The organism is Streptomyces sp. W1SF4 (assembly GCF_003950035.1).
Lineage (GTDB): Bacteria > Actinomycetota > Actinomycetes > Streptomycetales > Streptomycetaceae > Streptomyces > Streptomyces racemochromogenes.
In genome coordinates this window covers 6,169,601-6,192,487 of record NZ_CP034350.1, presented here as the reverse complement: position 1 = coordinate 6,192,487, position 22,887 = coordinate 6,169,601, and the positions used below count along the sequence as shown (strand labels likewise).

The following is a 22,887-nucleotide window of genomic DNA, read 5'->3' as shown; positions in this document are numbered from 1 at the left end:
CAGCAGGTCAAATAATTGTTGCGTACCTGTCATTGAGGGTCTGCTCTCTGGCAATCTCCCCGGCGTCCCCCACGACACCAGGAGAGCGAGTGACCCACCCCATGTCCTCCACCCCCACCTCCCGCAACCGCACCCGGATGCTGCGCACCGCCGCCGTGGTCGCCTCCGCGGCCATGGTCGCCGTCGCCGCCCAGAGCGGCGCCGCCAGCGCGGCGGCCGAACGCGAGGCCGGCGCCACCGCCCTGACGCTGTCCTCCGCCGCCCGCACGCAGGCGATATCCGCCGCCCAGGGCGAGGCCGCCGGCACCGCCCGCGCCATCGGCCTGTCCGACGAGGAGCGCCTCGTCGCACGGGACGTGGTCAAGGACGCCGACGGCACCGTGCACACCCGCTACGAGCGCACCTACGCCGGAGTCCCCGTCCTCGGCGGCGATCTGATCGTCCACCAGAAGAAGGACGGCAGCCGCAAGACCACCAAGGGCACCGAGGCCCGGATCGCCCCGGCCGCCGCCCGCGGCCTGAAGCCCGCCCCGGCCGGCGCCCGGCAGGTGGTGTGGGCCGCCACCGGCAACCCGGTCTTCGCCTACGAGGCCGTCGTCACCGGCACCCAGCCCGACGGCACCCCCAGCGAGCGCCACGTCATCACCGACGCCGCGACGGGCGCCGAGCTGTACGCGTACGAGGCCATCGACACCGGGACCGGCACCAGCGGCTACTCCGGCACCGTGCCCCTCGCCACCACGCAGAGCGGGTCGGCGTACAGCCTGACCGACGGCGGGCGCGGCGGCCACAAGACCTACGACCTGGGCGGCGCCACCTCCACCGCGACCGGCACCCTCTTCACCGACGCCGACGACGCGTGGGGCGACGGCACCCCGGCCAACCGCCAGACCGCCGCCGTCGACGCCCACTACGGCGCGGCCGTCACCTGGGACTTCTACAAGAGCGAGCTCGGCCGCAACGGCATCGCCGGCGACGGCAAGGCCGCGTACTCCCGCGTCCACTACGGCAACGCCTACGTCAACGCGTTCTGGTCCGACAGCTGCTTCTGCATGACCTACGGGGACGGCGCGAACAACAAGAAGCCGCTCACCTCCCTGGACGTCGCCGGACACGAGATGAGCCACGGCCTGACCGCCGCCACCGCCAAGCTGAACTACAGCCGCGAGTCGGGCGGCCTCAACGAGGCCACCAGCGACATCCTCGGCACCTCGGTGGAGTTCTTCGCCAACAACGCCGCCGACCCCGGCGACTACCTCATCGGCGAGAAGATCGACATCCGCGGCAACGGCACCCCGCTGCGCTACATGGACAAGCCGAGCAAGGACGGCGCCTCCGCCGACTACTGGTCGAAGACCGTGGGCCGGCTCGACGTCCACAACTCCTCCGGCGTCGCCAACCACTTCTTCTACCTGCTCTCCGAGGGCAGCGGCGCCAAGACGGTCAACGGGGTGTCCTACGACTCCCCGACCTACGACGGCTCCACCGTCACCGGGATCGGCCGCACCAAGGCGTACAAGATCTGGTACAAGGCGCTCTCCACCTACATGACCTCCACGACCGACTACGCGGGGGCGCGCACCGCGACCCTGAAGGCGACGGCCGACCTGTACGGGGCCTCCGGCACCGAGTACCAGCAGGTGGCGGCCGCCTGGAAGGCCGTCAACGTCAACTGATCCCGGTCCCGTGCGGTGTCTTCTCCCAGCTGAACCGGGAGAAGACCAGCTGGTGCACCGCCCGCCAGGCCGCGAACCACCACAACACCGAGCAGAGCGGGGCGAGGAGCGCGTGCCACGGAGCACCGAGGCCCGCGCGCCTCGCCGCGGTGAAGGTGATGGCGGTCCAGGCCAGGACCGCCACGGCCTGCGCGGCCACGGACGGCAGCAGCAGGCCCGCTCCGACGGGCGACCAGGACAGGCCGCAGAGGCCGATCAGGGTCAGGGCGGCCAGCAGCGGCTGGACGAACGAGGTCACCGCGGCGCCCGCGACGACGCCGAGCAGGGTGAGCAGCCCCCGGGCGCCGAACCGGCGCACGGTCCGGCGGGGGCGGCGGGTGTGCACCACCGCCGTCAGCAGGAACCCCTTGAACCAGCGGGTGCGCTGGCGGACGTAGGGGCGGACGGCGCCGAGGGCCTCCTCCCAGGTGACCGAACCGATGGTCTCGGTGCGGTGGCCCAGGGCGGCGCAGCGCATGCCGAGGTCGGCGTCCTCGGTGACGTTCCAGGCGTCCCAGCCGCCGACGGCGCGCAGGGTGGCGGTGCGGAAGTGGTTGCTGGTCCCGCCGAGCGGGACCGGCATCCCCAGCCGTACCAGGCCGGGCAGTGCCAGGGTGAAGCGCAGGGCGTACTCCATGGCGAACTGCCGGGTCAGCCAGTTGTCCGCGGCGTTGTGGAAGAGCAGCTGCGCCTGCACGCAGGCCAGTTCCGCGCCGCGGGCGGCGAACCGGGCCGCGACGCGGCGCAGTTGGCCGGGGTCGGGCCGGTCCTCGGCGTCGAAGACCACCAGGAGTTCACCGCGGGCCAGCAGCAGGCCCAGGTTCACCGAGCGCGGCTTGGTCTGCGGCGGGCCCGGCGGAAGGCGGACGAGGCGGACGAACGGCGGCGGACCGGCGGCCAGCACGGCCCGGGCGGTCGCGGGGTCGTGGCGTTCCACCAGGACCAGCACCTCCAGCCGGTCCGGCGGGTAGTCCAGGGCGGCCAGGTGCCGGACTAGGCCGCCGATCACCCCGGCCTCCCGGTAGGCGGGCACCAGCACCGTGTAGAACGGCAGTTCCGCGTCCGGCAGCGGCGCGTCGTCCGCCACCGCGCGGGTGCGGCCGCGCCCCAGGCCGGCCCGCATGACCACCGCGTGCAGCAGGCTGTAGGCCGTCACCACCGCGCTGAGCAGAGCGAGTACGGCCATGGGGGCGGCCGCCAGCCCGGCCGTGGCGGCGGTGGCGACGACGGCCAGGGCCGCGAGCTGCCAGCGGGCGAAGCCGGACTTCGCCGCGAACTCCGGGTGCGTGCGGCCGAACCCGTCGGCCATGAGGTCGGCCACCGCCGCCGCGCGTCGCTCCAGGATCCGGTCCCGTTCCTCGGCTCCGGCCCGTGCCAGTTCCCCGGCCACGTCCGTGCCGACGGTCTCCGCCATGCCGCCCCTCCCCTCGTCCGCCTCCGCGTGCCGCTTCGATGATCGTCCGTACCGGCCGGGGGCGGGGGGCCGGGGTCCCGGCGGCGGGCGTCAGCGCCGCGTATGGACCGGGCCGGTCGCCGTCAGGGTCCCGTCAGGGGCGGGTCGCGCGGGCGCCGGTACGGGGATGGTTCTCGGGTGGCGCCCCGGACGCCTCCCCGCGCCCGGGGCCCGGACTCCGTCCACGGTTCCTGAGGAGAGCCCCATGTGCCTGTTCCAGTACGACGACGACCCCGAGCCCGAGGAACGCGTCCCGGCCGGACTCCTCTACGTCCCCGTCCGGCCGGGAACGGCGCGGGTGGTGGTGCGCATGTTCCGGACCCCGCTGGGTGCGCGCACCGCGGTCGGGTTCACCGGCCCTGAGCTGCTGGCCGCCACGCTGGGTGCGGAGCAGCCGTGGATCCGGCTCTCCGGGCCCGCGCTGAGGGCGCTGGCCGAGCCGCTGGGGGTGGGGCTGCTGACCGTCGACCCGACGCTGACCGCTCCGGCGGTGTCCGGCGCGGCGACGGACGCCTCCTGCGGTGCCCGGACCGCGCCGGCCGCGCCGCGCGCCTCCTCGGCCCCGGCCGCCTGAGCGGGGGCGGGACGATGACCACACAGGTGGTGGCGCCGGCGTCCGGGACGGACGACCTCGGCGTCTGGCCGGCGTCCACCGACCGGCCGGCGCACGGCGCTCTGACGGTCGCCGGGGTGGAGCTCGCCGAGGTGGCGGAGCGGTTCGGGACCCCGGTGTACGTCCTGGACGAGGGGGAGGTGCGCGGGCGCTGCCGGGCGTACCGGGAGGCGTTCCCCGAGGCCGAGGTCTTCTACGCGGCCAAGGCGTTCCTCTCCCGCGCGATGGTGCGCTGGGTCCACGAGGAGGGGCTGGGCCTGGACGTCTGCTCGGCGGGAGAGCTGGAGCTGGCCATCACGGCGGGGTTCCCGCCCGAGCGGATCGTGCTGCACGGCAACGCGAAGTCGCCGCGCGACCTGGGCACGGCGCTGCGCCTGGGGGTCGGGCGGATCGTGATCGACGGCCCGTCGGAGATCGCCCGCATCGCCGCCGCCGTCGGGCCGGGCGGCCGCCAGAAGGTGATGGTGCGGGTGGTCCCGGGCGTCTCGGCCGGCGGCCACGAGAAGATCCGGACGGGCACGGACGGGCAGAAGTTCGGGCTGTCCGCCACGGACGGGTCCGCGGCGCGCGCCGTGGCCCGCGTCCTGGACCAGCCGCGGCTGGAACTCACCGGGCTGCACTGCCACATCGGCTCCCAGATCACCGAGACGGAGCCCTACCTCACGGCGCTGCGCCGGATGATCGCCCTGATGGCCGGCGTCCGCGACGCGCACGGGACGGTCCTGCCCGAGCTCGACCTGGGCGGTGGCCACGGCATCGCCTACCGGCCGGGCGAGCCGGTCCTGGACGTGGCCGCGCTCGCCCGGGCGCTGCGGGACGGGCTGGCCGAGGGCTGCGCCGCCGCGGGGTTGCCGGTGCCGCGGCTGGCGGTCGAGCCGGGCCGGGCGGTCGTGGGGCCGGCCGGGGTGGCCGTGTACCGGGTGCTGGCCGTCAAGCGCACCGGGGACACGCTGTTCGTCGCCGTCGACGGGGGCATGAGCGACAACCCCCGGCCCGCCCTGTACGGGGTCCGGTACGCGCCCCGGCTGATCGGCCGGGCCACGGCGGCCGCTCCCCGCGCGGCGACGGTCGTCGGCCGGCACTGCGAGGCCGGTGACGTGCTCGCCGCCGGGGTGGAGCTGCCCGGGGACGTCCGGCCCGGGGACCTGATCGCCGTGCCGGTGGCGGGGGCGTACCACCTCTCCATGGCGTCCGGCTACAACATGGTGGGCCGGCCGCCGGTGGTCGCCGTGCACGGGGGCACCGCCCGGCTCCTGGTCCGCCGGGAGACCTCCGAGGACCTGCGCCGGCGGGACGTCGGCGACTAGGGTCCGTCGTCAGCCGGCGTGCACGTGCGGGCGGCGGGCCCGGTCCGGTTCGGCCTCACGGATGACCTCGCGGGTGACGGGGGCGACCTCGCCCTGCCCGAAGAGGAAGAACCGCAGGAAGTTGGCCAGGGGGTTGCCCTCGGTCCACTCGAAGCAGATGTGCGGGCGCTGGCCGGTCTCGTCCCGGACGTGACGTCGTCAAGGCCGCCGTCGTCGCCGACAACTCCACGGCCACGTACGAGGTCAGGCCCGGGGACGTGCCGGCCGACGCGGTCACCTCCTCCGGCTCCGGCCTGGACCCGCACATCTCCCCGCAGTACGCGCGCATCCAGGTCCACCGGGTGGCCGAGAGGAACGGACTGCCCGTCGAGCGGGTCGAGAAGCTGGTCGAGGACCACACCGAGGGGCGGCAGCTCGGCTTCCTGGGCGAGCCCCGCGTCAACGTCCTGGAGCTCAACACCGCGCTCAGGGCGGCCGCGCACCGATGACCCGGGTGCCGGGTCAGTCGTGGGCGGGGCCCTCCAGGTTCTTGGTGAACCACTGCAGGGCGTCCGGGATCATCTTCTTGAAGTCCGAGGTCAGGTGCTTGCCGCCGGGCTGCTCGTAGTACTCGATGGCGACCGGCGGAACCGCCTTGGCCATCCAGCTCCTGACCACGCCCTTCTCGTACCCGTCGGCGCCGCCGGCCGTGACCAGCATCTTCACGTCGGCCTTGCCCTGCGCGACCAGCTGGTCGGGGCTGTTGGCCGCCTTCTCCGCTTCGTGGCCCTGCCACAGGCGGGAGTCGGGGGCGAAGTAGCCGTCGATCGGCACCGCGGCCCGGTAGACGTCCGGGTACTGGAGCGCGAGTTTGGCGCTGCAGAACCCGCCCGTGGAGGCACCCATGACGCCCCAGCTGTCGCGGCCCTTGAGGGTGCGGAAGTTGGCACGGACCCAGTCCGGGATGTCCTGGGCCATCCAGGTCGCCATCTTGGGCTGGCCGGGGATGTCCGAGCAGTCCAGCGCCTTCTTCTCGTCGCCGCTGAAGTTCTGCACCGGCATGACCATGATGAACGGATGGGCCTTGCCGGCCTTGGCCAGCCGGACGTCCTCCTCCTGGATCGGCAGCTCGCTGCCGGCCCAGGTGTTGTAGCCGTTGCTCTGGCCGCCCGCGAACAGGGTCAGCACCGGGAAGCCGGTCTTGGCGTACGCGGGGTCGTGGTACTCGGGAGGCAGCCAGACCCACACCTGGCCGGTCACCCCGGACTTCGGGCCGGCCAGCCTGGTCACCATGACCGGGCCGGCGGAGGTGTCGCGGGCCTTGGTCATGGCGGGAGGCGGACCGGCCGGCATCCGCACCCTGCCCTCGGCCGAGGGCGAGGCGGCCGGGGCGGCGGGACCGCTCGCGGCCGCCGGGGCCTTCTTCCCCTTCTCACCCTTCTCACCCTTGGTGGTCCCGCAGCCCGCGAGCGCGACGGCGAGGGCCACGACGGCGGCGCCGGTCACGACGGCACGGGAACGGGAAGGCTGTCCGAACACGGCGGGAACTCTCCAAGCAATGACGCGCCCGGTCCGTCCGACCAGGGGCGGTGGCCCCGTACGGAACCGCGCCTACGGCGGCCTCGTGCACGGGCCGCGGTGGGCAGCTAGCGTCTGCCGTGGCATCTTAGCCTGATCTGTTCGAATGATCGGATGACCCCTGCCGCGCGCCCTCCCCTACCGGGCGGCATCTTCCGGGAGCAGGACGCGGAGGTCGTCCAGGGTCGCTTCGCGACCGGTGCGTTCCAAGGCGGCGACGCGGCGCGCATGGGCGCTCTTGACCTCGTCGAAGAGCTTCCTGATCTCGCGCGCGTTGCCTCGGGTGAACCGCTCGGGGTCGGCGGCGATCCGGGCGCGGACCGCCTGTAGCGTGGCGTCCGGAGTCTCGAAGCCGGAGCGCTCCGCCTGGTGGGCCAGGATGGTGAGCAGCTCCTCCGGACTGTAGGAGGGGAAGGCGATGGTGGCCGAGAACCGCGAGGCGAGGCCGGGGTTGACGTCGAGGAAGGCCCTCATCTCGTCGGTGTAGCCGGCGGCGATCACGACGACCTCGTCCCGGTGGTCCTCCATCAGCTTCACCAGGGTGTCGATCGCCTCCTGCCCGAAGTCGTGTCCCGTTCCGCCCGGGCGGGCCAGGGTGTACGCCTCGTCGATGAACAGGACGCCGCCACGGGCGCGTTCGAACTGCTCGGCCGTCCGGAGGGCGGTGCTCCCGACGAACTGGCCGACCAGATCGCTGCGGGACACCTCGACCACCTGGCCACGTGCCAGGACGCCGAGGGCGGCGAGCAGGGAACCGTACAGGCGGGCGACCGTGGTCTTGCCCGTACCCGGAGGGCCCGAGAAGATCAGGTGGCTCGGCATCGGGTCGGCGGGAAGGCCGGCCTCGCGGCGTCGCCGTGTGGTGAGGATCAGGTCGATCAGGTCGCGGATCTCCGCCTTGATGCCCTCCAGCCCGACCATGGCCGACAGCTCGCCGAGGATCGTGTCCAGCTGTCCGGCATCCCTGGCCTCCGCGAACCGTGCGCCGAGTCCGCGGTCGACGACTCCGTCCAGGTCTTCGGGCAGGAGCAGGATCAGTTCGTCCGGGGCCGGGGTGTCCTCCAGGTCCGCCAGCCTGAGCGCCTGCTGTTCGAGGGCGGCCTCGAAGATCCGCCGGGCCTCCCGCCCGTTTCCGAAGGTCTCGGTCCGCCGGGCCCGCCGGAAGTGCGCCGCCAGCTCGGCGCGCGTGGGTTCGGCGAGGAGGAAGCCGTACTGCCCGGTCAGTCGCTCGAAGATGCCGACCAGCTCGTCCGGGCTGTAGTCCTCGAACTCGATGGTCCGGGAGATCCGCGACTGCAGGCCCGGGTTGGCGGACAGGAACTCACGCATCTCGGCCGAATAGCCGGCGAAGACGACGACGACCTCGTCCCGGTGGTCCTCCATCAGCTTGACGAGGGTGTCGATCGCCTCCTGCCCGAAGTCGGTTCCGGAGCCGAACCGACGGGACAGGCTGTAGGCCTCGTCGATGAACAGCACGCCGCCGCGGGCCCTGTTGAAGACCGCGGTGGTCATGGCGGTCGTCTCGCCGAGGTGTGACCCGACCAGATCGGCGCGGGAGACCTCGGTGAAATGGCCGCCGGCTACCACGCCGAGCGCGGCCAGCAGCCGGCCGTAGACGCGGGCGACGGTGGTCTTGCCGGTCCCCGGGGAGCCGGAGAACACCATGTGCCGGCCGATCGCCGGCCCTTCGGGCAGCCCCGCCGCCCGGCGCTGTTCGGCGACCCGCAGGAACTTGACCACCTTGCGGATCTCGTCCTTGACCTCCCGCAGCCCGACCATGGCGTCCAGCTCGGCGAGGAGGCCGTCCACCGCCTCGGCCGTCACGGGCGCCACCGACCGGCCGGGCTCGGTACGCACGGACTCGGCGGGCACGGGCTCGTCACGTCCGGGCTCGTTACGTCCGGGCTCGTTATGCACGGACTCGGTACGTACGGGCTCGGTCCGTACGGGCTCCGCGGCCGCCGGAGGCGGGGCCTGTGCCGACGCCGCGGCCGTCTCCACGGGCGGGACGTCCAGGCGGTCTTCGGCTTTGTTGCCCTCCGCCACCAGGTTCCGGATCTCGACGTGGGAGCCCCGTGTGGTGATGATGCCCGGGCCGTCGGTGTCGGTGACCCGACAGCCCTGCAGCACGACCCGCGCCCCGGCGTCGACCGCGAGGCCGACCCGGCCGCTGCGCGCCACCAGGGTTCCGTCCATGATCAGGGATCCGTCGGCCGTGACGCCCACCCCGACGTCGGACTCCGAGACCATTCCCCTGATCAGGGCCAGCTTGCCCCCGTCGCCGGACAGGATCCCGTGCGCGCCGGCCCCCGCTACCTGCCAGTCGGTGAGGGTGGCGGTCGACTGCTCGTCCACCGAGACCCCGTGGCGCTGCGGGGCCCGGACGGTCATCCGGGCGGCGGTCAGTGTGCCGGAGCTCGTGCACCACACGCCGTCGATCGCCGGCTCCGCGACCAGGAGGCCGTGGACATCGGCCTGCCCGCTGTCACGGACCACCAGGCCGCATTGGGTGGAACGGTGGATCTCGCTGGCCCGGATGGCCGTCTGCGCGTGCTCCCGGACCAGGATCCCCGCCTGTCCGGCGTCCTCGACCCGGCACTGTTCGATCAGCGCGTTCACTCCCGAGGCCACGAGGATGCCGTGCTCCGCGGCCCCACGTACCAGGGTGTTGCGGACGCTGACCCGACTGCCGTCGCGCAGCGCGATCCCACAGCGGGAGGAGCCGACGACCTCGCTGCCCTCGATCAGGCCGGCGGCGTCGGAGTAGACGACGGCCCCCTCCCTCACGGTGCTGCGCTGCAGGAAGAGTTCGGATCCGCCCCAGGCGCTGACGGCGTTGCCCGACTTGGCGAGGAACTCGCAGTCTTCCACTACGGCCGTACCGCCCACCACGGCGAGCGCCCGGCCGGTCTCGTTCCAGTTCCGCAGGACCAGGCCCCGCAGCGTCATATGGCCTTCGACCTGGAAGTTGTACGAGGCGGCCCCGTCGATGACGACGGACCCGGGCCCGCCGAGCGCGGCGATGACGACCGTGCCCCAACAGCGGAGCGCGTCGATCCGGTAGTGGCCCGGCGCTACGTCGATCAGGACGGGTCCGGCAGGCCTGGGGACCTCCAGCGCGTCAAGGATCGTCCGCAGGCCCCTCGGGTCCGTTTGCGACACCAGCAACCTGAACATCTGCCCCCCGTTCACGGCGACGACCCGCGCTCCTGATCGTATGTCAGGAGGCGGGCACCCGAGGAGCCGGTCCGGCCCGGTGGGTCGTCGTCCGGCGGGTGCCGGACGACGACCCGAGCGGCCCCCGGCCGGACGACACGGAGGCGGGGGTGCACAGCGCGGCGGCGGCCGTCAGCACGAAGGCCAGGCCGGTCGCGAAGATGCCGTAGATCAGGTGCTTGGTGTTCTCGATCGCCTCGCCGTACATGGCGGTGACGAACTGGGTCAGCGTCGCCCCGCCGAGGCAGATCATCATCGCCAGGAACGCGCGGCGGCGCGGATTGTCCGCGCTGCGGCGCAGCCACCAGGCACCGGCCACCAGGAACGCGAACTGGAGGCCGAGCACCCAGCCGCCGCCGAGGGTCCGCAGGAATCCGGTGTAGAGGGCCAGCCGGTGCTCCTGGGTACCGGCCGGCTCGCCGGCGGCGACGGGGTACGAGCCGAGGTTGTCGGGCCGGGAGGCGGCGAAGTCGTCCAGGCCGCCGTCCGCGATCCGGAGCGCGACGCCCGGGTGCTTGGCGAGGTAGGTGCCGATGTTGGCGTAGGTGATGCGGTCCTTGACCTCGGGCCAGCGGGGGTCCTTCTGGGGCGCCTTCTCGCCCCACCAGTTCAGCCCGGCGTACTGCCCGAAGTCGGCGGGGAGCCCGAGCTCTACGGCGTCCTTGGCCGGGTCCGGGCTCTTGCCCATGATCCCGACGAAGATCATCTCGGTCCGGTTGATCTCCTTGAACGCCTCCATCTGGAACAGCAGCGTGTGCGTGCCCGCCGCGCCGATGACCAGCGCGGCCGCGAGGGGCAGCACCCGGGCGGAGAACCGGCCGGTGAGCCGGCCGACCGGCACCCTCGACCAGAGCAGGAGAGCCAGGAGGGGGACGGCCATGGTGAGCGCCTGCATCTTCGAGCCCACCAGGGTGACCGCCCCGACGGTGAAGAGCAGCAGCCCGCCGAGCCTCGCCCGGGGCGTACCGCCGAGATGGAGGGCTCCGACGGCGGCGAACAGCAGCCCGGTCAGCCCGGCCAGCTCACTGAACGGCGAGGCGGCGTACCCCGCCACCACCGAGTCCCCCACCACCAGGAACAGCGCGGCACAGACCAGCAGGCGCACCAGGAGCCGCCCGCGCAGCGCCACGGCGAACACCGCGAAGGCCACTCCCACCAGGACGCACCAGAGCAGCGCCTGGGCCCGGAGGTCGATCGCCCCCTCGTAGCCCAGCAGCCGGCTCAGCGGCCGGGCCAGCACGGGCATCCACTTGCCGCTGCCGGGATAGGTGTTCTGGGAGGTGCAGGCCTGCGGCTCGGCCCGGTCGTACCGGAAATTGGCGAAGTCGAACCACCACGAGGAGCCCTTGTCGACGTGGACGGAGGTGTCGAGGGCGCACATGCGGGAGGGACCGTCGCCGTTGTCCGCCATCCCGATCGGACCTCCGTGGAAGATCCGCACGGCCATCGCCACGGCCGCGGCCAGCCCGACCAGCGGCCCGAGGACCCACCCCCGGCCGAGGAGGCCCGCTATTCGTACATGCGCTCTCTGCTCACTCACCGGCGCATTTTAATCCACCTTTACCTGGCACCCGTGTCCACGTGTCGCCGGATCGGCCCGTGAGCGGTGTTCAGGGCCGGAAGGTGCGGCGATAGGTGTCGGGCGGGACGCCGACGCTGCGGTGGAAGTGGCGGCGCAGGGTGGTGGCGGTGCCCATGCCGGTGGCCGTGGCGATGCTGTCCACGGTGGCGGTGGTGGTTTCCAGGAGCTCCTGGGCGTGGCGGATGCGCTGGGCGTGGAGCCACTGCAGGGGCGTGGTGCCGGTGAGGTGTCTGAAGTGACGGGCGAGGTGGCGTGAGCTCATGCGGGCCTGGCGGGCCAGGTCCTCCACGGTGAGCGGTTGGTCCAGGCGCTCCAGTGCCCAGGGGAAGAGTTCTCCCAGAGGGTGGTTGCCCGGGGCGGGGAGGGGGGTGGAGATGAACTGTGCCTGGCCGCCGTCACGGTGGGGCGGGACGACCAGCCGCCGGGCGATCTTGTTGGCGTTGGCCGAGCCGTGGTCGAGGCGGACCAGGTGCAGGCACAGGTCCATGGCGGCGGCCTTGCCCGCGGAGGTGAGGACGTCGCCGTTGTCGACGTAGAGGACGTCCGGATCGACGGTGGCCTTCGGGTGGCGCCGGGCCAGTTCGCGTGTGTGAGCCCAGTGTGTGGTGGCGCGTCTTCCGTCGAGCAGTCCGGCCGCGCCCAGGATGAAGGCGCCCGTGCACAGGGAGGCGACGCGGGCGCCGGCCGCGTGGGCGGCGCGCACCGCCTCGACCAGCTCGGCGGGCGGCTCGCGATCCGTGTCGGCCCAACCGGGGACGATCACCGTGTCCGCGTGCGCGAGGTGGTCGAGGCCGTGGTCGGGTTCGAGGCGGAAGCGGTCGACGTGCGCCGCGCCGTTCCCGCAGAGGAGGAAGTCGTACCAGGGACTCACGATGTGGGTCAGGTCGGCACCGAAGACTTCAAGGGCTACGGACAGTTCGTAGTGGAGCATGCCGTCGGTGACGGCCAGCGCAACGGTGGGCATGTCCGAAACTGTACGCGTCATGTCGTTTCCGACGCTCGTGCGGGTGCTGCCGCGGGGACAGGATGGGGGTGTCAGACCGCGCCGGATGGCCGGCGCAGCGGATGTTCGAGTGCACGGGGAGCAGCCTCATGGGGTCAGGTCAGCTGGTGGCGGTGTTCGGCGCGTACGGACACACCGGGCGGTTCGTGGTCGCGGAGCTGGCAGCGCGCGGGTTCGTTCCGGTGCCCTCCGGGCGCAGCATGCGGGCCCTGGGGGAGCTGGCAGACGAGTTCGGCCTTGAGGCCCGGGTGGCCTCCGCGGAAGATGCCGCTTCGCTGGAGCGGGCCCTCGCGGGAACGGTGGCGGTCATCAACTGCGCCGGGCCCTTCGCGACGACCACCGGCCCCGTGATCGAGGCCGCGCTCCGTGCGGAGATCCCGTATCTGGACGTGGCCGCCGAGCTCGAGGCCAACCTCGACACCTTCGCCCACTACCGGGACCGGGCCCGGGAAGCGGGAGCGGTGATCGTCCCGGCCATGGCCTTCTTCGGCGGTCTGGGCGACCTGCTGGCCACCGCGGCCATGGGCGACTGGACGGAGGCCGACGAGGCCCACATCGCCTACGCGCTCAGCAGCTGGCACCCCACCGCCGGCACCCGCCTGTCCGGTGCCGTCTCCCGCGAGCGCCGCGGCGACGTCCGCCTGCGCTACAGCGGCGGACAGTGGGAGCGGCGCACCGACGCCGCGCCCACGCTTCGGTGGACCTTCCCGGAACCGATGGGGGCCCGGGAGGTGATCGGGGAGTTCACGATGGCGGACGTCGTCACCGTTCCCCAGCACCTGTCCATCCCCGACGTGACCACCTACATGACCGTCGAGGCGGTCCGTGACATCGCCGCACCCCATACACCGGCCCCGACCGCCGCCGACCGCAGCGGGCGCTCGGACCAGACCTTCCTCGTCGACGCCGTCGTACGTTCGGGCGGAGTCGAACGCCGGGCCACGGCCGGCGGGCAGGACATCTACGCCGTTACCGCGCCCCTGGTCGTCGAGGCCCTCGACCGCGTGCTGACCGGCCGCACCAAGACCACCGGGGTCGCCTCGGCCGGCGAGATCTTCGACGCCCAGGACTTCCTCCGCACGCTCGCCCCGCACATCACGCTGGCCCTCCACCCACAAAACGCCTGACCGCACCCGCCTCCGGCATCCCACAAGCACACGCCGGGCTCCACGACCTCCTCGCCCCGTCCCGAACGAGGTGGCGACCCCCACCAGTCACAGCTGTCCGAGTCCGGTTACCGCCTTCTGGCCAACGCCCGAGTCAGCGATCAAGGTACTGTGCTCCGTTCCGCTGAACACCGCCTGATGGGGGACTCAGAGCATGGAACTGACGGCAGAGATTGCCGCGTATCGGCCGGGCAAAATGCATCCGAAGTTCCTTGAGGAGTTCGCCGACCGCGTGAAGATCCACGACAGGAACGGGCCGGGCGGCGCCGTACGACTGGAGTTCGAGATACCCGTCGAAATGCTCGACCGGTTCAACGAACTGACGCAGCGGCGCAGCTGGATCAACATCTTTGGAGGGCCGAATTGAGATTCCGTGACCACCAGGAGCTCGACGTGACCGTCGTCGGGGTCGCGCCCGTAGGCGTGAAGGTCGAAGTGGACGGCGAAGACGGCGTCTTTGGCTTCGTCGACCAGGTCAAACACCCGTCGTGGTGGGACGCGAGCGTGGCACCACCGCGGGCGGGCGACAGGCTCCATGTCTGTGTCCTGGACGCCGGCCGCGAACCCTATCCCCGCTTCAGCGCGCTGGGGGACGACATCGACATCGCGCGAAGCCTGCGGGGGGATACCTGATCCGTGGGCTTTGGCCCGAACAGTGGGACACCGAGAATCTGGGCGCGTGGATCGAGGAAATGCACGCCAAGTCAAGAATCTGAAGTGGGCCCGCGCCCGTGGGCCACCTGGTCCTCGTATCCGTTGCCGGTATGCGCGAGAGCCTCGTCCGCCGTGGGAGCTGAGAGGGCCGACTCCAGGATCGGCCCCGCTCTGCGGGCGTCAGCGGAACAGCGGGATGATGTCGGAGCCGTACGTGTCGATGGTTGCTTCCCGGGCGTCGTGCATGTCGTAGACGGCGAACTGGTCCACGCCCAGGTCGCGCAGGGCGCGGAGCTTCTCGATGTGGGCCTCCGCCGGGCCCAGGAGGCAGAAGCGGTCGACGATCTCGTCCGGGACGAAGTCGGTGGAGGGGTTTCCGGCGCGGCCGTGGTGGCTGTAGTCGTAGCCCTGGCGGGCCTTGATGTACTCGGTGAGTTCGTCCGGGACCATGCCCGAGTGCTCCCCGTAGCGGGAGACCAGGTCGGCGACGTGGTTGCCGACCATGCCGCCGAACCAGCGGCACTGGTCGCGGGCGTGGGCCAGGGCGGCCGGCGAGTCGTCGGCCGTGACGTACGCCGGGGCGGCGACGCAGATGGTGACCGACGCCGGGTCGCGGCCCGCCTCGGTGGCGGCGTCGCGGACCGCCTTGACCATCCACTCCGTGAGGAACGGGTCGGCGAGCTGGAGGATGAAGCCGTCGGCCTTCTGGCCCGTCAGGGCCAGGGCCTTCGGGCCGTACGCGGCCATCCAGACGGGGAGCTTCCCGTCCTTGATCCAGGGGATGCGGATCGGGTTGCCGTCCACGACCGCCTCGCGGCCCTCCGCGAGGTCGCGGATGACCTCGATCGCCTCGCCGAGGCGGGCCAGGGTGTTGGGGGCGCGGCCGGCGACGCGCATCGCCGAGTCGCCGCGGCCGATGCCGCAGACGGTGCGGTTGCCGTACATGTCGTTGAGGGTGGCGAAGGTGGAGGCGGTGACCTCCCAGGTGCGGGTGCCCGGGTTGGTGACCATCGGGCCGACGTGGAGCTTCTGCGTGTTGGCGAGGATCTGGCTGTAGATGACGAACGGTTCCTGCCAGAGGACCGCCGAGTCGAAGGTCCAGCCGTAGCGGAAGCCGTTGCGCTCGGCACGCTTCATGAGGCTGACGACCTGGGAGGCCGGCGGATCGGTCTGCAGGACGAGGCCGAAGTCCATGCATGGCTCCTTGCTGCTGCGTGCGGGCTTGCGGGCTTGCGGCTTACAGGTACTGGCAGGTGGAGCGGTGGACGAAGGCTCCGTGGCCGGCCCGGCCGGTGTACTCGCGCCGGTCGATGACGATCTCGCCCCGGGAGAGGACCGTGTCGACGCGTCCGGTGATCCGCCTGCCCTCGTACGCCGAGTAGTCCACGTTCATGTGGTGCGTCTCGGCGGAGATGACCTGCTCGGCGTGCGGATCGTAGAGGACGATGTCGGCGTCGGAGCCGGGGGCGATGGTGCCCTTCTGCGGGTAGAGGCCGAACATCCGGGCCGGGGTCGCGCAGGCGATCTCGATCCAGCGGCGGCGGCTGATGTGCCCGTCCAGGACGGCCTGGTGCAGGAGGTCCATGCGGTTCTCCACCCCCGGCAGCCCGTTCGGGATCTTGGAGAAGTCACCCCGGCCCAGCTCCTTCTGGCCGCGGAAGCAGAAGGGGCAGTGGTCGGTGGAGACCACCTGGAGGTCGTTGGTGCGCAGGCCGCGCCAGAGGGCGGCCTGGTGCTCGCGGGGGCGCAGCGGGGTGGAGCAGACGTACTTGGCGCCCTGGAAGTCCGGCTCCGCCAGGTTGTCGGTGGACAGGAAGAGGTACTGGGGGCAGGTCTCGCCGAAGACCGGCAGGCCCTTGTCCCGGGCGGCGGCCAGCTCCGCGACGGCCTCCTCCGCCGAGACGTGGACCACGTAGAGGGGGGCGCCGGCGACCCGCGCGAGCTGGATGGCGCGGTGCGTGGCCTCCGCCTCCAGGAGGACCTTGCGGACCTCGCCGTGGTGGCGCGGGTCCGTCTCTCCACGGGCCAGGGCCTGTTCGACGAGGACGTCGATCGCGATGCCGTTCTCGGCGTGCATCATGATCAGCCCGCCGTTGCCCGAGGCCCGCTGCATCGCCCGCAGGATCTGACCGTCATCGGAATAGAAGACGCCCGGATATGCCATGAACAGTTTGAACGAACTCACGCCTTCCTCGACGAGTCCGTCCATTTCCTTGAGGGAGCGCTCGTTGACGTCGGAAACGATCATGTGGAAGGCGTAGTCGATCGCGCATGTGCCGTCGGCCTTCGCGTACCACGTGTCCAAGCCCTCTCGGAGGGAGTGCCCGGGCGTCTGCACCGCGAAGTCGACGATCGTGGTCGTCCCGCCCCAGGCCGCGGCTCTGGTCCCGGTCTCGAACGTGTCCGACGCGAAGGTGCCGCCGAACGGCAACTCCATGTGCGTGTGCGCATCGACCCCGCCCGGGATCACGTATTTCCGCGAGGCGTCGATCACGCGGTCGGCGGTCCACTGCTGGCTGCCCGCCGTCGCCATCGCCACGACCCGGCCGTCCTCGATCAGGACGTCCGCGTGGAGCTCGTCGGAAGCCGTGATGACGAGGCCGCCGCTGATCAGCGTACGGATGCTCATGTGCGTCCCCCTACTGGATGGTGCTCAGAGCCTGTTCGAGGATCCCGGCGCCCTCTTCCGCCTCGGCGACGGTGAGGGAGAGCGGCGGCGCGATGCGCAGCACGCTGGTGTCGTGCCCGCCGCCCTTGCCGAGGAGCAGCCCGCGCTCCCGGGCGGCCTCGAGGACGGCGGCGGCCGCCTGGGGGTCGGCCCGGTCGGTGCCCGGCTCCGTCAGCTCGATGCCGGCCATCAGGCCCCGGCCGCGGACCTCCCGTACGGCCGGCACGGAGGCGGTGACGGCGCGCAGCCGCTCCAGGAGGAGGCCTCCGACGCGGCGGGCGTTGCCCTGGAGGTCGTGGTCCAGCAGGTAGGCCAGGTTGGCCAGGCCGGCCGCCATGGTGACCGGGGAGCCGCCGAAGGTGGAGATGGAGTTGGCGTCGAGGCAGTTCATCACCTCGGCGCGGGCCACGACACCGCCGATGGACATGCCGTTGCCGATGCCCTTGGCGAAGGTGAGGATGTCCGGCGGGCCGTTCTGGGCGTGGGCCTGCCAGCCCCAGAAGTTGTCGCCGGTGCGGCCCCAGCCGGTCTGCACCTCGTCGCTGATCCACAGGATGCCGTGCCGGTCGAGGACCTCGCGGAAGGCCCCGTACAGGCCGTCGGGCGGTGAGGTGAACCCGCCGACTCCCTGGACCGGTTCGGCGATGAGCGCGGCCACTCCGCCGCGCGCCTGGCCCAGTACGTCTTCCAGGTCGGCGACCGCCGCGGCGGTGAAGCCGGCGTCGTCGAGGCCGGCGAAGGGGCCGCGGGTGCGGACCGCGCCGTGGACGTAGTACGTCTGGAGCGGGGAGAGGCTGGTCGGGGACCAGCCCCGGTTGCCGGTGACCGAGACGGTGGAGAAGGACCGGCCGTGGTAGCTGTTGCGCATCGCCAGGATCTGGTTGGAGCGGCGGTACGTGGTGGCGAGCAGCAGGGCGGTGTCGTTGGCCTCGGTGCCGGAGGTGGTGAAGAAGACCCGGGCGTCGGGGATGCCGGACAGGGCGGCGACCCGCTCGGCCAGCTCGATCATGGGCCGGTTGAGGTACAGGGTGGAGGAGTGGATGATCCGCCCGGCCTGTTCGGCGACGGCCTTGGTGACCTCGGGGAGCGCGTGGGCGGTCATCGTGGTGAGGATGCCGCCGAAGAAGTCGAGGTAGCGGTTGCCGTCGGCGTCCCAGACGTGGCGGCCCTCGCCGTGGGTGAGTTCGATGGGGCGGTCGTAGTAGAGCGCGAGCCAGTCGGGCAGGACGGTGCGGTGGCGGCTGTGCAGCGGGATGGGGTTGGTCACGGCTGTACGAGTCCTCCGTAGGCGTCGGGGCGGCGGTCGCGGTAGAAGGCCCACTGGTCGCGGACCTCCTTGATCAGGTCGAAGTCCAGGTCGCGGACGAGGAGTTCCTCCTCCTTGTCGCTGGCGACCTCGCCGACGAACTGGCCGCGGGGGTCGACGAAGTAGCTGGTCCCGTAGAAGTCGTTGTCCCCGTACTCCTCCTGGCCGACGCGGTTGATGGCGGCGATGAAGTACTCGTTGGCGACGGCGGAGGCGGGCTGTTCCAGCTGCCACAGGTACGCCGAGAGGCCCCGGGAGGTGGCGGAGGGGTTGTAGACCAGCTGGGCGCCGCCGAGGCCGAGTTGGCGCCAGCCCTCGGGGAAGTGGCGGTCGTAGCAGATGTAGACGCCGACCTTGCCGACGGCGGTGTCGAAGACCGGCCAGCCGAGGTTGCCCGGGCGGAAGTAGTACTTCTCCCAGAATCCCTTGACCTGCGGGATGTGGTGCTTGCGGTACTTGCCGAGGTAGCTGCCGTCGGCGTCGATGACGGCGGCCGTGTTGTAGTAGAAGCCCTCGCTCTCCAGCTCGAAGACCGGTACGACGATCACCATGCCGGTCTCGCGGGCCAGCTCCTGCATCCGGCGCACGGTGGGGCCGTCGGGGACGGGCTCGGCCCAGCGGTAGTGCTCGGGTTCCTGGACCTGGCAGAAGTAGGGGGCGTTGAACACCTCCTGGAAGCCGATGATCCGCGCGCCCTGGGCGGCCGCCCGGCGGGCGTGCGCCTCGTGCTTGGCGATCATCGACTCGGTGTCTCCGGTCCAGGTGGCCTGGACGAGTGCGGCGCGGACGACTTGGGCCATGAGCTGCTCCTCGCGACGGGAACGCCGGCTTCTACGCACGTAGACGGTGTGCGTAGGGAGTCGAAGGTAGGCCTCGTCACAGCGTGGGGCAAGACCGCCTTGCGCGATTGGAGTAGTCGATCACGTTACGTCGATACGTGGGCGTTTGCGGTCAGCAGACGGGCGGTTCAGGCCACCGGGATTCCCGCCACCCGCAGGGCGTGCGCCAGGTCCCGGTGCCGGGCTGCGGACAGGGCCCCGGCGGCGCGCAGCAGCCGGGGGGCGAACCAGTGCGGGTCCCGGCGGGCCAGGCCGGCCGCCTCCTCGGCGGTGCGCAGCCGGACGAAGGCGCCGAGCAGGGCCTGGGCCTCGCGGTCCCGGCCGGCCGCACCGAGGGCGACGGCGGCCTCGGCGACCTCGGCGGCGGGGCGGGCCACGCCCTGGCGCAGCAGCCCGTCGCAGTCGGCCTCCCGACCCGCCGCGCCGAGGGCGGCGGCGGCCGCGGCGAGCCGGTCGGGCGGGAGGGAGGCCGCCTCCCAGAGCAGGGTGGCCCAGTCGGCGGCGAGTCCGGCGCGGCCGAGCTCGGCGGCGAGGGCGGGCAGTGCGGGGGCGGGCCAGGCGGCGGCCTCGCAGAGCATGGCGTGCGCCTCGCCGCTCCGGCCCTGGGCGCGCAGCGCGAGCAGCTCGGCGGTGAACCCGCCGCGCGGACCGGCCGCCGGGGCCGGGGCGGGGGCCGGGGCGGGGGCGTCCCAGAGGGAGGGCTCGTCGGGGGTGGCCTCCGGTGCCGCCGGGCCGGGGGCCGGGCGGAGGTAGCGTGCGCCGCGCGGCAGCGGAGCGGGCAGGTCCGGCACGGCGCCGGCGGGCCGGACGGCCTCCCCGGGCGGCGCGGGTACCGCGGCGGCGTGCGGCGCCCCCGCGTACCGGGCTCCCCCGCCCCGCCGGCCGCCGCCCCGCAGCCACCGCCCGCCCTCCCGCTGCGCCGGCACCCCGGGCAGCACCTCGGCCTCCGGCTCCGGCGGCAGGAGCCGCGGGTCCGGCCCCGGGGTCGGGGTCGGGTTCGGGGCGGCCGGGCCGAGGGCGGTCAGGCGGGCGTGCAGGTCCGCGTGCCGGGCCGCGGCGCGGGCCGCGTCGTCGCGGGTCCAGGCCAGCTCCCGGTTCAGGGCGGCCGCCTCCCCCGGGTCCGTCGCGCCGGCGAGGCGGGCGCTCAGGGTACGCAGGGCCCGGTCCAGGGCGGCCCGCTGGCCGGCGGCGGTGTCGAGCAGGATCCGCAGCTCCCCCGCGCCGCCGGGCAGGGCGTCCCACGCGGCGACCGCGGCCGCCCGCAGTGAGGCCGCGTACGCCGCCTCGCCGGCCGCGCCGCCCGGCTCACCCGGCAGGTCGCCGAGCAGCGATTCCAGTACGTCCCACGGCGGCACCGCGACCCCCTCGAGGCACGCGCGCATCTCCTCCGGATCGCGCCGCAGGAACTCCCCGTACCAGCCGGTGCCGGGATCCAGTCGCTGCGTCAACCCCCGCAGGTAGTCCGTGAGTTGCCCGATCACCAGCGCAGTCGGCGTCTCCATGCACGCATTGCATCCCATCCGTGTTACGGGCGGGCTACGGACATCTCAAACCTTGACGGCGAACCCGCGTCCACGGCACTCCGGGCGTCGGCCCGCCCTCCGCGGGTCGAGCAGGCGGCGGCCAGCAGGGCGGCCGCGAGGAGGGCGCCGAGGAGTGCGAGGCCGAGGCGTGTGGCTGCGTTCATCACTGACACGCCTTCACCGTTCCCGGATCGGGGAACCTGCCACGCCCATTGGTCCGTCCGGCCGCCGGACACGCCCGCGCAGGGGCGGCTGCCGGCCCGCGCGGCCGGGTCGGGGACCCGGCCGCGCAGCACCACCGACGGCCCCCGCGCCGCCCGCGCCGAGCACGCGGTCGCCGTCACCGCGGGCGGCCCGAGGGTACTCACCGCACCGCGGGGGCGGCGGCTACGGCTTGCCGTGCGGCCGTACGACCATCGCCGAGCCGCCGCCCCTGCGGGTGGTCTCGGCCGCCGCCAGCCAGCGGCCGTCGGGCAGCCGCTGGACGCCGGTCGCGGCGCCGATCTCCGGGTTCTGCCGGAAGGCCTGGCCCAGGCCCTCCAGTTCGGCGCGCAGCGGGCTGTTCCACAGGCCCGGCTCCAGCTCGGTGGTGGTCTGGTTGCGCTGGCTGGCGCGCGGGGCCGCGATGGCGTCCACCAGCGGCAGGCCCCGGTCCAGGTGGCCGGTCAGGGTCTGCAGGACGGTGGTGATGATGGTGGCGCCGCCCGGGGAGCCGACCGCGAGGACCGGACGGCCGTGGTCCAGGACGATGGTCGGGGACATGGACGAGCGCGGGCGCTTGCCGGGGCCGGGCAGGTTCGGGTCGGGTACGCCGGGGGCCGCCGGGGCGAAGGAGAAGTCGGTCAGCTCGTTGTTGAGCAGGAAGCCCCGCCCGGGGACGGTGATGGCGCTGCCGCCGGTGGACTCGATGGTCAGGGTGTAGGAGACCACGTTGCCCCAGCGGTCGGCGATCGTCAGGTGCGTGGTGTTCTCCCCCTCGTAGGTGGTGGGTGCGGTCTCCCCCGTGGTGGCGCACGGGACCGGGTTGCGGGGGTCGCCGGGGGCCAGCGGGCTGGTCAGCGTCCGGTCGGGCTTGATCAGGCAGGCGCGGCTGTCGGCGAACCGCTGCGAGAGCAGCTCCCGCGTCGGTACGGACTCGGCGGCCGGGTCGCCGACCCAGCGGCCCCGGTCGGCGAAGGCGATCCGGGAGGCCTCGATGTAGCGGTGCAGGTACTGCGCCTGGGACAGCCCCGACAGGTCGGTGCGCTCCAGGATGTTCAGCGCCTCGCCGACGGTGGTGCCGCCGGAGGAGGACGGCGCCATGCTGTAGACGTCCAGGCCGCGGTACGCGATCTGCGTCGGGGCCTGCCGCTTGGTCGCGTAGGCGCGCAGGTCGGCGGTGGTGAGGTCGCCGGGGCGGACGTTGCGGGTGGCGGCCGGGTCGACGGGGGGTTTGCGGACGGTGTTGACGATGTCCTCGGCGATCGGGCCCCGGTAGAGCGCGCCGGTGCCCTTGCGGGCGAGTTCGGCGTAGGTCGCGGCGAGGTCGGGGTTCTTGAAGGTGGAGCCGACCACGGGCAGTTGGCCGCCGGGCAGGAACAGCTCGCGGGTGGCGGGGAAGTCCTTGAAGCGGTCCTGGTTGGCCTCGGTCTGGGCGCGGAAGGTGCTGTCGACCGTGAAGCCGTCGCGGGCCAGCTTCTCGGCGGGGCGCAGGAGCTGGGCGAGCGGGCGGCTGCCCCAGGCGTCGAGGGCGCTCTTCCAGGTGGCGGGGGTGCCGGGGACGCCGACCGAGCGTCCGCTGGTCTGGCCCTCGGCGAAGGGGATGGGGACGCCGTTCTCCTGGAAGAGGGTGGCGGTGGCCGTGGCGGGCGCGGTCTCGCGGCCGTCGATGGTGTGCACCCGGCGGGAGGAGGCGTCGTAGTAGACGAAGTAGCCGCCCCCGCCGATCCCGGCGGAGTACGGCTCGGTGACCCCGAGCGCGGCGGCGACGGCGACGGCGGCGTCCACCGCGTTGCCGCCGGCCCGCAGTACGGCGACGCCGGCGGCGGAGGCGTCCGCGTCGACGCTGGCGACGGCTCCGCCGTAGCCGGCGGCGACCGGCACCTTCGGCGGGGTCGCCGTCTGCGAGGGCGGGGCGGCGGCCCCGGTGGAGACGAGCGCCCCGGCGAGGGCGGCGAACGCTAACTGACGTGCGGCGGAAGCACGCATCCGGTTCCTCCAGTCGACTGCCTGTCAGACCTAGGAGCGGCAGCCTAGCTCCGCCCCGGCCCCCGCGTCATGACGGTGGTGTGACGGCTACCATCCGC

18 protein-coding genes and 1 pseudogene are annotated in these 22,887 nt (G+C 72.9%); 7 read left to right on the top strand and 12 right to left on the bottom strand.

Going from position 1 to position 22,887, the window contains the following annotated elements:
• Positions 1-101 precede the first annotated feature (101 nt).
• On the top strand, positions 102-1,676 hold the full coding sequence (locus D1J60_RS28845; RefSeq protein ID WP_125605208.1) for a M4 family metallopeptidase: 1,575 nt from the start codon (positions 102-104) through the stop codon (positions 1,674-1,676).
• Here the strand turns inward: D1J60_RS28845 and D1J60_RS28840 are convergent.
• Positions 1,669-3,129, bottom strand: a complete 1,461-nt coding sequence (locus tag D1J60_RS28840) for a glycosyltransferase (protein ID WP_125823072.1) — start codon at positions 3,127-3,129, stop codon at positions 1,669-1,671. The genes D1J60_RS28845 and D1J60_RS28840 overlap by 8 nt on opposite strands.
• A 244-nt stretch (positions 3,130-3,373) precedes the next feature.
• On the opposite strand from D1J60_RS28840, the gene D1J60_RS28835 reads away from it, so the two are divergent.
• From D1J60_RS28835 to D1J60_RS28820, 3 genes and pseudogenes are all read left to right on the top strand, one after another.
• On the top strand, positions 3,374-3,742 hold the full coding sequence (locus D1J60_RS28835) for an SAV_915 family protein (protein WP_125603760.1): 369 nt from the start codon (positions 3,374-3,376) through the stop codon (positions 3,740-3,742).
• A 14-nt stretch (positions 3,743-3,756) separates the two neighbouring features.
• Complete coding sequence (lysA, locus tag D1J60_RS28830) at positions 3,757-5,088, top strand: diaminopimelate decarboxylase (RefSeq protein WP_125823071.1); 1,332 nt, start codon at positions 3,757-3,759, stop codon at positions 5,086-5,088.
• A 200-nt stretch (positions 5,089-5,288) separates the two neighbouring features.
• Positions 5,289-5,576: pseudogene (locus D1J60_RS28820) on the top strand (potassium-transporting ATPase subunit C); the annotation flags it as partial.
• 13 nt (positions 5,577-5,589) lie between these two features.
• On the opposite strand, the gene D1J60_RS28815 reads toward D1J60_RS28820, so the two are convergent.
• The 4 genes from D1J60_RS28815 to D1J60_RS28800 all read right to left on the bottom strand — a co-directional run bounded on the left by D1J60_RS28815 (position 5,590) and on the right by D1J60_RS28800 (position 12,407).
• Positions 5,590-6,606, bottom strand: a complete 1,017-nt coding sequence (locus D1J60_RS28815; protein ID WP_241253425.1) for an alpha/beta hydrolase-fold protein — start codon at positions 6,604-6,606, stop codon at positions 5,590-5,592.
• 177 nt (positions 6,607-6,783) lie between these two features.
• The gene (locus D1J60_RS28810; RefSeq protein WP_125823070.1) at positions 6,784-9,807 is read right to left on the bottom strand and encodes an AAA family ATPase; all 3,024 of its coding nucleotides are present in this window, start codon (positions 9,805-9,807) and stop codon (positions 6,784-6,786) included.
• A gap of 58 nt (positions 9,808-9,865) precedes the next feature.
• Complete coding sequence (locus D1J60_RS28805; protein ID WP_125823069.1) at positions 9,866-11,401, bottom strand: hypothetical protein; 1,536 nt, start codon at positions 11,399-11,401, stop codon at positions 9,866-9,868.
• Between the two features lie 70 nt (positions 11,402-11,471).
• Positions 11,472-12,407: a helix-turn-helix domain-containing protein gene (locus tag D1J60_RS28800; RefSeq protein WP_125823068.1), complete on the bottom strand. Its 936-nt coding sequence runs from the start codon at positions 12,405-12,407 to the stop codon at positions 11,472-11,474.
• 128 nt (positions 12,408-12,535) lie between these two features.
• Between D1J60_RS28800 and D1J60_RS28795 the strand changes: the two genes are divergently transcribed.
• From D1J60_RS28795 to D1J60_RS28785, 3 genes are all read left to right on the top strand, one after another.
• A complete protein-coding gene (locus tag D1J60_RS28795) occupies positions 12,536-13,573 on the top strand; it encodes a saccharopine dehydrogenase NADP-binding domain-containing protein (protein WP_206436588.1) in 1,038 nt (345 codons plus the stop codon).
• 193 nt (positions 13,574-13,766) lie between these two features.
• Complete coding sequence (locus D1J60_RS28790; RefSeq protein WP_125823067.1) at positions 13,767-13,979, top strand: hypothetical protein; 213 nt, start codon at positions 13,767-13,769, stop codon at positions 13,977-13,979.
• Between the two features lie 26 nt (positions 13,980-14,005).
• Positions 14,006-14,245, top strand: coding sequence for a hypothetical protein (locus D1J60_RS28785; RefSeq protein ID WP_241253424.1), 240 nt, complete (start codon positions 14,006-14,008; stop codon positions 14,243-14,245).
• Between the two features lie 201 nt (positions 14,246-14,446).
• Here the strand turns inward: D1J60_RS28785 and D1J60_RS28780 are convergent, their stop codons facing one another.
• The 7 genes from D1J60_RS28780 to ggt form a co-directional block, all read right to left on the bottom strand.
• Positions 14,447-15,460: a TIGR03842 family LLM class F420-dependent oxidoreductase gene (locus D1J60_RS28780; protein ID WP_125823065.1), complete on the bottom strand. Its 1,014-nt coding sequence runs from the start codon at positions 15,458-15,460 to the stop codon at positions 14,447-14,449.
• A 43-nt stretch (positions 15,461-15,503) separates the two neighbouring features.
• Positions 15,504-16,895 carry a dihydropyrimidinase gene (hydA, locus tag D1J60_RS28775; protein WP_125823064.1) on the bottom strand — a complete coding sequence of 464 codons (1,392 nt, stop codon included), beginning with the start codon at positions 16,893-16,895 and terminating at the stop codon, positions 15,504-15,506.
• Positions 16,896-16,905: 10 nt separating this feature from the next.
• On the bottom strand, positions 16,906-18,201 hold the full coding sequence (locus tag D1J60_RS28770) for an aspartate aminotransferase family protein (protein ID WP_241253423.1): 1,296 nt from the start codon (positions 18,199-18,201) through the stop codon (positions 16,906-16,908).
• A complete protein-coding gene (locus D1J60_RS28765; RefSeq protein ID WP_125823063.1) occupies positions 18,198-19,040 on the bottom strand; it encodes a nitrilase-related carbon-nitrogen hydrolase in 843 nt (280 codons plus the stop codon). Before D1J60_RS28765 ends, D1J60_RS28770 begins: the two co-directional genes overlap by 4 nt.
• A gap of 167 nt (positions 19,041-19,207) precedes the next feature.
• Entirely contained in the window at positions 19,208-20,581 is a 1,374-nt protein-coding gene (locus D1J60_RS37460; RefSeq protein ID WP_164720985.1) for a hypothetical protein, read from the bottom strand.
• A gap of 23 nt (positions 20,582-20,604) precedes the next feature.
• Complete coding sequence (locus tag D1J60_RS37455) at positions 20,605-20,766, bottom strand: hypothetical protein (protein WP_164720984.1); 162 nt, start codon at positions 20,764-20,766, stop codon at positions 20,605-20,607.
• Between the two features lie 223 nt (positions 20,767-20,989).
• Positions 20,990-22,789, bottom strand: a complete 1,800-nt coding sequence (ggt, locus tag D1J60_RS28755; protein ID WP_125823062.1) for a gamma-glutamyltransferase — start codon at positions 22,787-22,789, stop codon at positions 20,990-20,992.
• Positions 22,790-22,887: the final 98 nt, after the last annotated feature.

Bases quoted from the DNA above. Each gene is read 5' to 3' on its own strand.
- D1J60_RS28845 (WP_125605208.1), top strand. From the start codon at position 102: ATGTCCTCCACCCCCACCTCCCGCAACCGCACCCGGATGCTGCGCACC.
- D1J60_RS28840 (WP_125823072.1), bottom strand. From the start codon at position 3,129: ATGGCGGAGACCGTCGGCACGGACGTGGCCGGGGAACTGGCACGGGCC.
- D1J60_RS28835 (WP_125603760.1), top strand. From the start codon at position 3,374: ATGTGCCTGTTCCAGTACGACGACGACCCCGAGCCCGAGGAACGCGTC.
- lysA (WP_125823071.1), top strand. From the start codon at position 3,757: ATGACCACACAGGTGGTGGCGCCGGCGTCCGGGACGGACGACCTCGGC.
- D1J60_RS28800 (WP_125823068.1), bottom strand. From the start codon at position 12,407: ATGCCCACCGTTGCGCTGGCCGTCACCGACGGCATGCTCCACTACGAA.
- D1J60_RS28795 (WP_206436588.1), top strand. From the start codon at position 12,536: ATGGGGTCAGGTCAGCTGGTGGCGGTGTTCGGCGCGTACGGACACACC.
- D1J60_RS28790 (WP_125823067.1), top strand. From the start codon at position 13,767: ATGGAACTGACGGCAGAGATTGCCGCGTATCGGCCGGGCAAAATGCAT.
- D1J60_RS28780 (WP_125823065.1), bottom strand. From the start codon at position 15,460: ATGGACTTCGGCCTCGTCCTGCAGACCGATCCGCCGGCCTCCCAGGTC.
- hydA (WP_125823064.1), bottom strand. From the start codon at position 16,895: ATGAGCATCCGTACGCTGATCAGCGGCGGCCTCGTCATCACGGCTTCC.
- D1J60_RS28765 (WP_125823063.1), bottom strand. From the start codon at position 19,040: ATGGCCCAAGTCGTCCGCGCCGCACTCGTCCAGGCCACCTGGACCGGA.
- D1J60_RS37460 (WP_164720985.1), bottom strand. From the start codon at position 20,581: ATGGAGACGCCGACTGCGCTGGTGATCGGGCAACTCACGGACTACCTG.
- D1J60_RS37455 (WP_164720984.1), bottom strand. From the start codon at position 20,766: ATGAACGCAGCCACACGCCTCGGCCTCGCACTCCTCGGCGCCCTCCTC.
- ggt (WP_125823062.1), bottom strand. From the start codon at position 22,789: ATGCGTGCTTCCGCCGCACGTCAGTTAGCGTTCGCCGCCCTCGCCGGG.